The sequence below is a fragment of the Streptomyces sp. NPDC058678 genome (assembly GCF_042714835.1).
GTDB lineage: Bacteria > Actinomycetota > Actinomycetes > Streptomycetales > Streptomycetaceae > Streptomyces.
Genome location: NZ_JBHXSG010000038.1, coordinates 1 through 13,460, shown reverse-complemented (window position 1 = coordinate 13,460; position 13,460 = coordinate 1). Strand labels below are relative to the sequence as shown.

The following is a 13,460-nucleotide window of genomic DNA, read 5'->3' as shown; positions in this document are numbered from 1 at the left end:
AACTTGGTCAAAGGCCCCAGAAGACACCGGAATTCGCACTTTGTTCTAGCCGTCTGACGACTTGCCACCCGAACGAGGGGCGCCGACCGTGGCGCCCGCCTTGACGCCGTCCTTGCCCCCCACAGGGGCCTCGAAGGATTCCAACGCCTCCAGGACATCCTGGACACGCGAGATCTCGGCGTTGATGTCCTCGCGCCGGCGCACCAGGATCTCCAGCTCGCGCTTGCCCTCATCGACCGTGCGCCTCGCCTCGCGGATCGCCTCGGCCTTGAGGTCCTCGGCCTCCTTCACGAGCGCCGCCTTCTTCTGCTCGGCCTCCTTCAGGAGCCCCTCGGCCTTCTTGACGGCGGCGATCCGCACCTTGCCGGCCTCGGAATTGGCCTCCGACACGAGCTCCTTGGCCTTCGCCTGGGCCTTGGCGAGCTGCTCCTCGGAGGCCTTGATGAGCGCGTCGCAGCGGTCACCGGTCGACTTCATCGTCTCGGAGGCCTCGCGACGGGCCCGCTCGTGCAGGTTCTCGATCTCGGTCGTGATGCGGTCGCGCAGCTCCTCGGCCCGCTCCCTTATCGCCGTGGCGTCCCGGCGGGCGCCGACGAGCAGTTCGTCCGCGTCCGTACGCGCCTTCTCCACCCGGGCGTTGCCCTCGACCGTCGCCTCGGACACCAGCCGGTCGGCCTCGGTGCGGGCCGCACCGACCATGCTGTCGGCCTGGGCCTCCGCGTCCGCGGTGGTCTTCTGCGCCTGCTGCTGCGCTTCGGTGAGCAGCTTGTCGGCCTCGGCGGTGGTCTCCGTGATGAGGGTGTCGACCTGCTCGGCCGCCTCGGAACGCCGCTTGTTGGCCGCCTTGCGGGCCTCGTCGAGGGTGCGCTCGGCCTCCTCGCGCGCGGCCGTGGTGACCCGCTCGGCCTCCGACAGTGCCTCCTCCTTGACCCGCGCGGACTCGCTGCGGACCCGCTCGGCGTGCTGCTGGGCCGCCCCGACCGTCTCGGCGGCCTCGGCGCGCAGCCGCTCGGCCTCGCCGGTGGCCTCGCCGACCAGCTGGTCGGCCTGGGCGAGGGCCTCGGACCGGACCCGCTCGGCCTCCGCGACCGTCTCCGACCGCAGCCGCTCGGCCTCGGCGACCGTCTCCTGGCGCAGCCGGTCGGTGTCCGTGATCGTCTCGGTGGTGAGCCGCTCGGCCTCGTTGCGCGCCTCGGTGATGAGGGTGTCGGCCTGCGTCGCCGCGTCCGACCGGATGCGGTTGGCGTCCTCGCGGGCGTCCGCCCGGGTACGCGCCGCCGCCTGGTCGGCCTCGGCGATGGTCTCCGACGCCTGCGTACGCACCCGCTGGGCGTGCTCGGACGCGTCCGACCGCAGCTGCTCCGACTCCGCGATCGCGTCCGAAACCGTGCGCTCGGCGAGCGCCTTGGCGGCGTCCGTCTCCTCGGCCGCCTGACGCCGGACCCGATTGGCGTCCTCGGTGGCCCGCTCCCGCTCGGCGTAGGCGTCGGCGCGGACCCGGTCCGACTCCTCCTGGGCCTCCCGGCGGGTACGGTCCGCCGCGTGTTCGGCGGCCGAACGCAGCCCGGTGATCTCCTCCTGGGCCTGCTCGTACAGCCCCGCGACCGAGTCCCGTACCTGCTGGGCGTGCTGCTCGGCGGCCGACACCATCTCGGTGGCCCGCCGGTCGGCCTCCTCGACCAGTCGTACGGCCTCGGCCTGTGCCTCCTCGACGCGCTTGCGCGCCGAGGCCAGCAGTTCCTCGCTCTGCTCGCGGGCCCGCTCGCGCTCCTGGCCGGCCTCCTCGCGGGCCGCACCGAGGAGTTCCTCGGCCTCGCGGCGACGCCGGTTGGCCTCCTCCTGCGCGGCGGCCAGCGTCTCCGACGCCTCCGTCGCCAGCCGCTCGGCGGCGGCCTGCGCCTCCGCCCGGACCCGGTCGGCGGTGTCCTGCGCGTCCGTCTTCAGCCGCTCGGCCTCCGCCGCCGCTTCCGACCGCAGGCGTACGGCGACGGCCTCGCCCTCCGCGCGGGAGGCGGAGGCGTCGGAGGCGGCCTCGGTGCGCAGCCGCTCGGCCTCCGTCTCGGCCTGCTGCTGGAAGGTGCGGATCCGCTCGGCGGCCTCGCCGCGCAGCCGCTCGCTCTCCTCGGAGGCCTCGCGACGGATCCGCGCGGCCTCCTCACGGGCGTCGGTCAGCGCCTGCTCGGCGGCGACGAGGCGCTCCTCGGCCTCGTTGTGCAGCCGGCTCAGTTCCTCGGCGGCCTCGGCCCGGCGGGCCTCCATGGCCCGCTCGGTCTCCTCGTGCAGCTCGAGCGCGGCCCGCTCGGCGTCGGCCTTGATGCCCTCGGACTGCTCGACGGCCTCGGCGCGGTGCCGCTCGGCCTCCTTGCGGGTGCGCTCCAGGGTCTCCTCGGCCTGCCGGCGCAGGGTCGTCGCCCGCTCGATGGCCTCGGTGCGGACCTTCTCGCTGTCCGTGGTGGCCTTCTGGCGCAGCTCGTCCGCGTCCTGCTTGGCCTTCGCCAGCAGCTCCTCGGCGGTCCTGGCCGCCTCCTCGATCTGCTGGACGGCCTCCTTGCGCGCCTCGGAGCGGATCTTCTCGCCCTCGGCGACCGCCTCGGCGCGCAGCTGCTCGGCCTCGCCGCGCAGCCGGCGGGCCTCCTCCTGCAGCTCGACCGTCTTGGCGCGGTACTCCTTGGTGTCGTCCTTCGCCGTGCCCTTGAGCTGCTCGGCGATGTCGTGCGCCTCGGCCCGCAGCCGGTCCGCCTCGGTCTCCGCCTCGGTGCGGATCCGCTCGGCCTCCTCGGCGGCGGCCTTGGTGGTGTTCCGCGCGTCCTCCTGCGCCTTGTTGAGGACGTCCTCGGCCGTCTTGGCCGCCTTGGACAGCTGGGTCGCGCTCTCCTCGGCCGTGAGGGTGCGGGCCTTCTCGGCGGCCTCGTCGAGCAGCTTCTCCGCCGCCGCGCGGGCGTCCGCGACGATCTGTTCGGCGTCCGACCGGGTGGCCTCGGCCTCCTTGGTGGCCTCGCTGACCAGCCGGGCGACCTGCTCCTTCGCCGTGCGGGTGCGCTGCTCGTTGGCCGACTCCGCGCTCGACAGCGCCTTCTCGGCGGCGGCCTTCGCCTCGGTGACCAGCTTCTCCGCCTCGGCGCGCGCCTCGCGCAGGGCCGAGTCGGCCTCCTGGATGCGCTGCTCGGCGGTCCGGCTCAGCTCCTGCGCCTCACGGCGGGCCGCCTCCGACTCCGAGGTGGTGGAGGTGCGCAGCTGCTCGGCGTGGTCGGTGGCCTCCTGGGCCTGCGTCGAGGCGGCGTTCAGCAGCCGCTCGGCGTCCGCGCGGGCACGGCGCAGCAACTGCTCGGCCTCCGCGCGGGCCGATTCGGCCTCGCTCTGCAGCCGCTGCCGGGCCTCGGAGGTCACCCGCTCGGCCTCCGCGCGGGCCGCCGCCATGGCCTGCTCGGCCTCGGCGCGGGACTCGTCCAGGAGCCGGCGCGCCTGCTGCTCGCTGCGGGCGCGCAGCTGTTCCGCCCAGGCGACGTTCTCGTTGACGTGCGACTCGACGGTCTGACGGCGCTCGGCGAGCTCCTGGTCGAGCTGCTGGCGGCGGGTGACGGCCTCCTGGTGCAGCTCCGCCTGGAGCCGGGCCGCCTGCTCCGCGTGCTCCTGGAGGATGCGCTGGGTCTGCGCCCGGGCCTGGCTCAGCTCGCGCTCGGCCTCCTGGCGCAGCTGGTCTGCCTGGACCTGCGCGTTGCGCAGCAGCTGCTCGGCCTGGTAGCCGATGTCGCCGCCGTCGAAGGCGGGCCGGGACATGATGGTGCGACGCGCCTCGTGCAACTTGGCGCGCAGCACCTCGACCTGGTAGCCGAGGTCCTCGGCATGCTGGATCGCCTTTTCCCGCTCGGTCTTCAGCCGCTTCATCTCGGCTTCGAAACGAGTGAGGTGGTCGACGTCAGCCGCCGGTTCCCGCTCCTGGCTCTCGTAGCCCCGCACTGCGCGGTCCCATCCGTCCCCTGGTCGCAAGTCTCTCCGTACGAGCTCCGTCCGTTCGCAGAACGGGGCTCCCGGGGAATGGTGTCAGATCAACGGCGGAGCACGGGCTGCTGCCCCGACGCTCGTCCCCCGAAACCCGGACCCCGGCCAGGTCCCGCCGTGACGGCAGGACCCTGGTCGCCCTGGTTGTGAGCGACGACCGCCCCCAACCCTACCGGCCCATATGTACGGGGGTCAGTGCTCAGGTGACTCAACAGGCGCCGAAGTGACCAGTTCTGTCAGTACGCCGTGGCAATCCTTCGGGTGCAGGAAGGTGATCCGTGACCCCATGGAACCGATTCGCGGCTCTTCGTACAGAACGCGTACGCCCTTTCCGCGGATGTCCGCGGCGTCCGCGTCGACATCCGCCGTACCGAAGGCGATGTGGTGCACGCCCTCGCCGTTCTTCGCGAGCCACTTGCCCACGGCGGAGTCCTCCCGGGTCGGCTCGAGGAGCTGAAGGTACGAAGCTCCGCCGTCGGACGTATCGTTGATCTTGAGCATGGCCTCGCGCACGCCCTGCTCCTCGTTGACCTCGGAGTGGAACACCTCGAAGCCGTACGTGGCCCGGTAGAACTCGACGGTCTTGTCGAGGTCGAAACAGGCGATCCCGATGTGGTCGATTCGCGTCAGCATGGAATCAGTGCAGCGCTCCGGAGGTGGTTACGCAACGTGCGCGCGATCACACCCACAGCCCGATGACGGCATGGACTACCGCTCAGTACATTCGAAGTAAACCCTCGTTCACTCCTCGGCCAGTGCAGGCCGGATAAGGGGATCGCAGCTCATGACTGGATCGAACAGCACGACCTCGGTGATCGTCGCGGGCGCCCGGACGCCCATGGGTCGGTTGCTGGGCTCGCTGAAGTCCTTCTCGGGAGCCGACCTCGGCGGCTTCGCGATCAAGGCCGCCCTCGACCGTGCGGGTATCGGTGGCGACCAGGTGCAGTACGTGATCATGGGCCAGGTGCTCCAGGCCGGGGCAGGGCAGATCCCGGCGCGCCAGGCCGCCGTCAAGGCCGGCATCCCGATGAACGTCCCGGCGCTCACCGTCAACAAGGTGTGCCTGTCCGGCCTCGACGCCATCGCGCTCGCCGACCAGCTCATCCGCGCCGGCGAGTTCGACGTGATCGTCGCCGGCGGCCAGGAGTCCATGACCAACGCCCCCCACCTGCTGCCGAAGTCCCGCGAGGGCTTCAAGTACGGGGCCATCGAGATGCTCGACGCCATGGCGTACGACGGTCTCACCGACGCCTTCGAGAACATCGCGATGGGCGAGTCGACGGAGAAGCACAACACGCGGCTCGACATCAAGCGCCCCGAGCAGGACGAGTTCTCGGCCCTGTCCCACCAGCGCGCCGCCGCCGCCCAGAAGAACGGCCTGTTCGAGGCCGAGATCACCCCGGTGGAGATCCCGCAGCGCAAGGGCGAGCCGGTCGTCTTCAGCAAGGACGAGGGCATCCGCGGGGAGACCACGGCGGAGTCCCTGGGCAAGTTGCGCCCGGCGTTCACGAAGGACGGCACGATCACCGCGGGTTCCGCCTCGCAGATCTCCGACGGCGCCGCGGCGGTCGTCGTGATGAGCAAGGCCAAGGCGCAGGAGCTCGGCCTGGAGTGGATCGCGGAGATCGGCGCCCACGGCAATGTGGCCGGTCCGGACAACTCTTTGCAGTCGCAGCCGTCGAACGCGATCCTGCACGCCCTCAAGAAGGAGGGCATGGAGGTCTCGGACCTCGACCTGATCGAGATCAACGAGGCCTTCGCGGCGGTCGCGGTCCAGTCAATGAAAGACCTCGGTGTGTCCACTGAAAGGGTGAATGTCAACGGTGGCGCCATCGCCCTCGGCCACCCGATCGGCATGTCCGGCGCACGCCTCGTCCTGCACCTGGCGCTGGAGCTGAAGCGGCGCGGCGGCGGCGTGGGCGCGGCCGCGCTGTGCGGCGGCGGCGGTCAGGGTGACGCGCTGATCGTGCGGGTGGCCAAGGCCTGAGCACCGCTCTCCGGCTGTCCCTCTTCTCGTGGTCTCTTCGTGAACGGAGCTGTGATGCAGGACGTCTCCTCGCTGGTCGCCCAGGCCAGGGAAGGCCGGCCGCGGGCCGTGGCCCGGCTGATTTCCCTCGTCGAGGGGGCGTCCCCGCAGCTCAGGGAGGTCATGGCGACACTGGCCCCGCTCACCGGCGGGGCGTACGTGGTCGGTCTGACCGGCTCGCCGGGCGTCGGCAAGTCGACGTCCACGTCCGCGCTGGTGACCGCGTACCGCAAGCAGGGCAAGCGGGTCGGCGTCCTGGCCGTCGACCCGTCCTCGCCGTTCTCCGGCGGCGCGCTGCTCGGTGACCGGGTCCGGATGTCGGAGCACTCCTCGGACCCGGGCGTCTACATCCGCTCGATGGCGACCCGAGGCCACCTCGGCGGCCTCGCCTGGGCCGCCCCCCAGGCGATCCGCGTCCTGGACGCCGCCGGCTGCGAGGTGATCCTGGTCGAGACGGTCGGGGTCGGCCAGTCGGAGGTCGAGATCGCCTCCCAGGCCGACACGTCGGTGGTGTTGCTGGCGCCGGGCATGGGCGACGGAATCCAGGCGGCCAAGGCCGGGATCCTGGAGATCGGCGACGTGTACGTCGTCAACAAGGCCGACCGTGACGGCGCGGACGCCACGGCCCGCGAGCTGAACCACATGCTGGGCCTCGGCGAGTCCCGCGGCCCCGGCGACTGGCGCCCGCCCATCGTCAAGACGGTCGCCGCGCGCGCCGAGGGCATCGACGAGGTCGTCGAGGCACTGGAGAAGCACCGCGCCTGGATGGAGGAGCGGGGCGTGCTGTCCGAGCGCCGCCGCACCCGCGCCGCCCGCGAGGTCGAGACGATCGCCGTCACGGCCCTGCGCGAACGCATCGGCGACCTGCACGGAGACCGCCGGCTGAGCACCCTGGCGGAGAAGATCGTCGCCGGGGAACTGGACCCGTACCGCGCGGCGGACGAACTGGTCGCGGGGCTGACGGAGGGCTGACCGGCCCATGGTGCACGCCGTGAACCCGCTGATACGTTGATCCACATGTTCCTTCTCCTGGCATAGGGCCCGCCCGAGCCCGCGACCGCACCCGGCAGCACGCCGTGGCCGTCGCGGCACTTCGGCGTCCCTTCCCTGCCTCCAGTAGAGGAACTCTGTCGTGTCCGCTGTGTCCCCGCGGCCCTCGTATGCCGCGGTACTCCGCATCCCCCATGCCCGCCGCACCTTCGCTGCCGCTCTCGTCGCCCGGCTCTCGTACGGCGTGATCCCGATCGCCCTGATGCTCAGCGTGACCCGGGCCACCGGGTCGTACGCCGTCGCCGGTGTCGTCATGGCCGTGTTCGGCGCCACCGTCGTCTTCCTGTCGCCGTACCGGGCGGCCCTGGTCGACCGGTACGGCCCGCGCCGGGTCCTGCTGCCGATGGCTCTGCTGTACGCGGGGCTGCTCTGCACCCTGGCGGTGTCCTGCTGGCGTCCGGGCGCGTCCGCCCTGCTGCTCGGCGTGATCGCCGCCGTCACGGGCGCCTGCGCGCCGCCGCTCGGCCCCACCATGCGCACGGTGTGGCGCGAACTCGCCCAAGACCGGCTCCTGCTGCAACGCGCGTACAGCCTGGACGGGGTCGCGGAGGAGCTTCTCTTCGTCACCGGCCCGCTGTTGGTGGGCGTGCTGGTCGGCTTCACGGCACCCGCTGTGGGCGTGGTGCTGGGCGCCCTGCTGATGGGGGTGGGGGCCCCGGCCTTCGTCATGTCGCCGGCGGTCGGCGCGATGCGCGGGAGCGGAGGTGTGCGCAAGGGCCGGCGGGCCTCGCTGACGCCGGGGCGGGAACTGATGCCACCGATCGTCGTCGCGGGGGGCGTCGGCCTGTCCCTCAGCGCCGTCGACCTGTTGGTGGTGGCCTTCGCCGGGCAGCGGCAGCTCGGGGACGACACCGTCGCCTGGGTGCTCGCGGCGCTGTCGGCGGGCAGTGCGGTGGGGGGTCTGCTGAACGGGGCGGTGGACTGGCGCACACCGGCCCGGGTTCGGCTGTCGTTGCTGGCGGCGGGCCTGGGTGTGACGCTCGCCGTCGCCGCTCTGGCCCCCGGCGTGCTCACCCTCGCCGGAGCGGCGGCCTGTGCGGGGCTGTTCGTCGCACCGGCCCTGACGACGGCGTACCTCATCGCCGACGAAGCCGCCCCGGCCGGGTTCCGTACGCAGGCGGGGGCGTGGGTCAACACGTCCGTCAACGCGGGGAGTTCGGCCGGGGCGGCGACGATGGGGGTCCTGGTGGAGCGACTTCCGCTGGGGGTGTGCTTCGTGGTGGCGGGCGGGGTGTCGGTGGGGGCGGCGGTGATCGCGGGAGTGCGGGCACCGGCGCCGGCGCGGACATAGCCGAGGGCCCCGCCCCCGGACACCCGTGGCAAGTCCCGGGGTCCAGGGGGCGGAGCCCCGCGGCGAGTCGTCGGGGCAGCGCCCCAGCGTCTCGTCAGTCGTCGTCACCGTCGTCGTCGGAGGCGTCCACGCGGTCCGCGCGGTCCGCGGTGACCTTGCCGGTCTTCAGGTCGACGTTCCAGTCCTGCTCGGCCTTGCCGGACTTGCGCGTCTCCACGTCCCAGGACTTCGAGGTGCCGTCCTCGTCCAGGTCCACCGACGTCACGGTGCCCTTGGAGGCCGCGGCCTCGGCGGCCTCCGACGCCGTCACCTTCGCGCCCTTCAGCGCGGACCGCACCTGGGCGGTGTCGTCCTCCTGCTCGGTGTGGGAACCGAGGACCTTGCCGGTGCCGGGGTCGACGTTCACGCTGTGCCAGGTGTTGTCGCCACCGAGCACGCCGACCTGCCACACGACCGGTCCGGCGTCGTCCTGGTCGTCGAGTTCCACGGAGACGGCGGTCCCCGCGTCGTGCCGCAGCGCGGAGGCGATGGCCTCGGCCGCCGTCACGTCACCGGACACCCGCGCCGCGTCGTCGTCCTGAGCGTCGTCGGCGTCGTCGACGCCGTCGGTGTCCTGGGCGTCGTCGTCCTGGACACCGGCCTGCTTCACCTGAGCGTCCGCCTGCTGCGCCGTCCCCTCGCCGTCACCGGTCCCCGCGAGGGCCGTTGCCGTACCGCCCCCGATCAGAGCGGCGGCCGTAACGGCGGCGATCACGATGTTGCGCTTCATGCGGCTTCCTCCAGAGTCGTACTGATTCGGTCGCTTCGTTTCCCTTGCGACGTCAACCACCCTGGACGACCGACGCTGAGAGGAACCTGAAACCGTTCCTGATCAGTGAGCAGGAGTGAGTCTTGGACCCATATCTGGTCACTGCGGACACCCCGAAACGGTTTTGGATGTCCTGGTCGCCCGCGTACTCGCCGCGTCCGGCGGCACGGATCGTGTCCGTGATCCGGGGATGCGGGGGCGGGGTCCCTCACGCCCAGGAGCACCTGGTCCGGCTTGGACGGTCCGATGCCCGTGCACATCGCTCTGGTGTGCACGGGGCGGTGTCGTCCGTCGCCGGATCGGGTGCCCCTGGGCGCGTCGTCCGATCGCCACGGCGGCTGCGTCGTGGCGGGTGGTCTGACGGTTGGGGCCGGCCATCGGCTTTTGCCAGTGCTGGGCGCCCCCCTTGCTGGTGTAGGCCGGGTCCACGGCGATGATCGCGATAGTCGTGGCGTCGGCCATGGAGGCCAGCCGGGCGCGGAGCTTGCCGGTCGGCATGCCGGAGATGAGCTGCCGGAATCGGCGCTTGCGCCCGTGCTTCTCTCTGGTTTTCTCGGCCTGGAAGTCGAGGTCTTCGACCGCGATGGCCTTGACGCCGCAGTTCTTGGCCCAGTTCAGCAGCCGCGTGAGGGCGTGCCGTACCTGGGCGTCACGGTGTTCGGCGGTGCCGGTCAGGTCGTAGAAGAAGCGGCGTGGGCTGCCGGTGGGGTTGCCGTGGATGTCCAGGCGGTGAGGTGGTCGGCGTTCATGTCGACACCGATCACCCCGTGCGCGAGGGCAGCCTCGACAGGGAGGGTGGGGGTGGGTGGGATCTGCCAGGAGGCGGTCAGGTACCAGCGGTCCCGGCCGGTGTCGTAGTGGATGCGGTAGGCGATGGCCCGGTCGGCCGCGACGCGGTCCGCCCACTCGGTGCCCCGGTGCGCGAACGTGACCCGGCAGGCGAGGACGTAGCGGCCGTGCGGGGCGTTGGCCAGATGCGTGAGCGGTCCGGGGAGTTTGATACTCGCCTCGCCGCCGGGGCTGATGCGGATGGTCTCGTTGCCGTAGCGCTTGCCGGACTTGCCGTCCGCCTGGCAGAACCAGCGCTCCGCCTCCCAACGCCCCCGCCACCCGGACTCGGTCAGCTGGGCGGCGTCCAGGTGGTGCCGGGTGCGAGCCAAAGCTTTGCCGCCGCGTACGACGTGGACGAGGCCGGCCTCACGGTCGGCCCGCGCGGCAGTCAGCCGGTCCTGAAGTACCCGCAGGCGCCTTGACTTCGCGTGCAATTCCGCTGGGACCGGTAACCCCCGGGCGTCTTCTTCGTCCCCTTCTGCCCCACCGGCAGGGACAGCCGGTCCTCGAAATGCGGACGCCGGCTTCCAGGTTCTGGATGTGTGCGAGCTGGCAGCGGCGGGCCAGCGCCCACTGGTCGTGCGCGGCTTTGGTGATACTGCCCGCCCACCGTGACGACGACAGCGCAGTCAGCTCCCGCTTACGCACCGCCCACGCCTCACCGGAATGCTCCAGACCGTCCCGGCACCGCACCTTGAGGTCCTTCGAGGCCAGCGATCCCAGATGCGCGCCCACCAGACGCAGCACCCTCTCATCGCCGGGCGTCAGGTGCTTGAGGCGGGTCCGCACGGCCACACCACCAGGACCGGACGCGACGAACGGCTCCGCCACGCTCCTCAGCCCACCCACCCCGTCACACCCCCGCCCGGCCCCACCCGAAGAACCCTGTCGCCATGGCAAACGAGCACCCCCAGGAAGGTCACGCATTCGATGAAAGAACGTCAGTTCACCACCGAGAACCGAGCCCACGGCCGAGGGCGCAACACACGAAACGAGCCCTGACACTCACTCCCGCTCACCAGAGCGCTCTTGCACACACTCCAGCGACAGCAGCTCCAGACCCCCTGAAGAGATCTTCAGGTTCCCTTTGCGAACCTTTACGCATGCGCCCACCCGTCGCCCACCACCACCCTGCTCGAGACGCTTCGCGTCACCCCTTTCGATTCTTGCTAGTGGAGGACGAGAAGCGGCTGGCCCTGTCGCTCGCCAAGGGTTTGACGGCCGAGGGGTACGCCGTGGACGTGGTCCACGACGGCCGGGAGGGCCTGCACCGGGCCACCGAGGGGACGTACGACCTCGTGATCCTGGACATCATGCTGCCCGGCCTCAACGGCTACCGCGTCTGCGCCGCCCTGCGCGCCGCCGGCCACGACGTGCCGATCCTGATGCTCACCGCCAAGGACGGCGAGTACGACGAGGCGGAGGGCCTCGACACGGGCGCCGACGACTACCTGACCAAGCCGTTCTCGTACGTCGTCCTCGTCGCCCGGATCAACGCCCTGCTGCGGCGCCGCGCACAGGGGCCCGGCGCCTCGCCCGTGCACGTCCACGGCGACCTGAAGGTCGACACCGCCGCCCGCCGCGTCTTCCTGGCGGACGACGAGATCGCGCTCACCGCCAAGGAGTTCGCCGTCCTGGAGCAGTTCGTGGTGCGGGCCGGGGAGGTGGTGTCCAAGTCCGAGATCCTGGAACACGTCTGGGACTTCGCGTACGAGGGCGATCCGAACATCGTCGAGGTGTACGTCAGCACCCTGCGCCGCAAGCTGCGCGCCGAACTCATCCGGACGGTACGCGGCGTCGGCTACCGGCTGGAGACGGAGCAACGATGAGACGCATGTTCGGTTCCGTGCGGTCCCGGGCGACCCTCGCCGCCACCATCGTCGTCGCGGTGGCACTGGTCGCGGCCGGGACCGCCGTACTGCTGTCCCTGCGCTCCAACCTGATCGGGCAGGCCGGGACGGCGGCGGAGCGTTCCGCGCGGACGGTGGCCACCGGCCTCGCCGCCGGGAAGACGTACGAGCAACTGTCCCTGGACGACGACGACCAGCCCGTCCAGGTCGTCGACGAGAAGGGCCGACTCGTCGCCGCGACCGAGAATCTGGAGCGGATCAGCGGTACGGGCACCGACGCCGTGCGCCCGCAGACACCCACACCCACGCCCACGCCCACGGGCGGCAGCGACGACGACGCCGACGAGGAGGTGGACGTGGACGACGACTCCTCCCCCCACCCCGGCGAGATCGACGAGAAGGCCACCTTCACCAACGGCTCCGCGACGATCGACCACCAGAGTGCCGACTACCGCTTCGCGAGCGTCCGGGTGGAGACTGACGGCCAGGGCTTGCTCACCGTCTACGCCGGCGAGGCCCTGTCCGCCGAGCAGAGCGCCGTGAACACCGCGCTGACTGTGATGCTGATCGGCTTCCCGCTGCTGCTCACCGTCGTCGCGGTGGTGACCTGGCTGGTCACCCGGCGCGCGCTGCGCCCGGTGGAGGGCATCCGCGGCGAGATGGCCGCGATCACCGCCTCGGAGGACCTCGGCCGCAGGGTCCCGGTGCCGGACACGCACGACGAGGTGGCCCGCCTCGCCCGCACCACGAACGAGACGCTGGCCGCCCTGGAGACCTCCGTGGAACGGCAGCGCCGGTTCGTCGCCGACGCCTCGCACGAGCTGCGCAGCCCGATCGCCAGCCTGCGCACCCAGCTCGAAGTGGGCGCCGCGCACCCCGAGTTGCTGGACCTGGAAGGGGCCGTCGAGGACACCGTACGACTGCAGCACCTCGCCGCCGACCTGCTGCTGCTCGCCCGGCTGGACGCGGGGGAGCGGCCGACCGGAGGGCGGCTGGACCTTGCCGCGCTGGCGCGGGAGGAGACCGCGGGGCGGCCGGGCGTGAGCGTGGAGGCGGCCGAGGCGGTGGAGGTGGCCGGGTCGCGGGGGCAGTTGCAGCGGGTGCTCACCAACCTGCTGGACAACGCCCGGCGGCACACCCGATCGGCGGTCACCGTGAGCGTGCGGCGGGAGGGGGAGTGGGCCGTGGCCGGGGTCGCCGACGACGGGGACGGGGTGCCCGACGGCGACCGGGAGCGGATCTTCGAGCGGTTCGTACGGCTCGACGACGCCCGCAGCCGCGACGACGGCGGTGCGGGGCTCGGGCTCGCCATCGCCCGTGACGTGGCCGCACGACACGGCGGCACGCTCACGGTCCGTGCGGCGCCGACAGGCGGAGCCCTGTTCGAGCTCCGTCTGCCACTCGCCTAGGGCCTGTCCGGCGGATCAAGTCGCAGGAAATCCGCGGCGCCTCATCGCCGCAGATCGGCGTGCCAGGCCCCGCGTCTGCGGCATGATCCGCCGGACAGGCCCTAGGTGTATTGATCACGAGCGTTGTTAACGCTGACCGGGCTTGAACATGGCGAAGGCCTCCGTGTGTGGTGGAGGTGTCGAATCTTCACCGCAC

Annotated in this window: 8 protein-coding genes and 1 pseudogene; 5 read left to right on the top strand and 4 right to left on the bottom strand. The window is 71.8% G+C overall.

The genetic code is table 11. From position 1 onward, the window contains the following. Positions 1 to 45: 45 nt before the first annotated feature. Positions 46 to 3,957 carry a polarized growth protein Scy gene (gene scy / locus ACFWWR_RS29695; RefSeq protein WP_383866889.1) on the bottom strand — a complete coding sequence of 1,304 codons (3,912 nt, stop codon included), beginning with the start codon at positions 3,955 to 3,957 and terminating at the stop codon, positions 46 to 48. A gap of 234 nt (positions 3,958 to 4,191) precedes the next feature. Continuing rightward, on the bottom strand, positions 4,192 to 4,632 hold the full coding sequence (gene mce, locus ACFWWR_RS29690; protein WP_217239327.1) for a methylmalonyl-CoA epimerase: 441 nt from the start codon (positions 4,630 to 4,632) through the stop codon (positions 4,192 to 4,194). A 151-nt stretch (positions 4,633 to 4,783) separates the two neighbouring features. On the opposite strand from mce, the gene ACFWWR_RS29685 reads away from it, so the two are divergent. The 3 genes from ACFWWR_RS29685 to ACFWWR_RS29675 all read left to right on the top strand — a co-directional run bounded on the left by ACFWWR_RS29685 (position 4,784) and on the right by ACFWWR_RS29675 (position 8,366). Continuing rightward, positions 4,784 to 5,986 carry an acetyl-CoA C-acetyltransferase gene (locus ACFWWR_RS29685; RefSeq protein ID WP_384306319.1) on the top strand — a complete coding sequence of 401 codons (1,203 nt, stop codon included), beginning with the start codon at positions 4,784 to 4,786 and terminating at the stop codon, positions 5,984 to 5,986. Between the two features lie 54 nt (positions 5,987 to 6,040). Continuing rightward, on the top strand, positions 6,041 to 6,997 hold the full coding sequence (gene meaB, locus ACFWWR_RS29680; RefSeq protein ID WP_383866884.1) for a methylmalonyl Co-A mutase-associated GTPase MeaB: 957 nt from the start codon (positions 6,041 to 6,043) through the stop codon (positions 6,995 to 6,997). Between the two features lie 160 nt (positions 6,998 to 7,157). Continuing rightward, on the top strand, positions 7,158 to 8,366 hold the full coding sequence (locus tag ACFWWR_RS29675) for an MFS transporter (protein WP_383866882.1): 1,209 nt from the start codon (positions 7,158 to 7,160) through the stop codon (positions 8,364 to 8,366). 94 nt (positions 8,367 to 8,460) lie between these two features. Here the strand turns inward: ACFWWR_RS29675 and ACFWWR_RS29670 are convergent, their stop codons facing one another. Then, complete coding sequence (locus ACFWWR_RS29670) at positions 8,461 to 9,135, bottom strand: PepSY domain-containing protein (RefSeq protein WP_383866880.1); 675 nt, start codon at positions 9,133 to 9,135, stop codon at positions 8,461 to 8,463. A 101-nt stretch (positions 9,136 to 9,236) separates the two neighbouring features. Continuing rightward, a pseudogene (locus tag ACFWWR_RS29665) lies at positions 9,237 to 10,854 on the bottom strand (IS200/IS605 family accessory protein TnpB-related protein); the annotation flags it as partial. A gap of 254 nt (positions 10,855 to 11,108) precedes the next feature. Between ACFWWR_RS29665 and ACFWWR_RS29660 the strand changes: the two are divergent. Together ACFWWR_RS29660 and ACFWWR_RS29655 are read left to right on the top strand one after the other, a co-directional pair. Further along, on the top strand, positions 11,109 to 11,834 hold the full coding sequence (locus ACFWWR_RS29660) for a response regulator transcription factor (RefSeq protein WP_383875439.1): 726 nt from the start codon (positions 11,109 to 11,111) through the stop codon (positions 11,832 to 11,834). Then, positions 11,831 to 13,264, top strand: a complete 1,434-nt coding sequence (locus ACFWWR_RS29655; RefSeq protein WP_384306316.1) for a sensor histidine kinase — start codon at positions 11,831 to 11,833, stop codon at positions 13,262 to 13,264. Before ACFWWR_RS29660 ends, ACFWWR_RS29655 begins: the two co-directional genes overlap by 4 nt. Positions 13,265 to 13,460 lie beyond the last annotated feature (196 nt).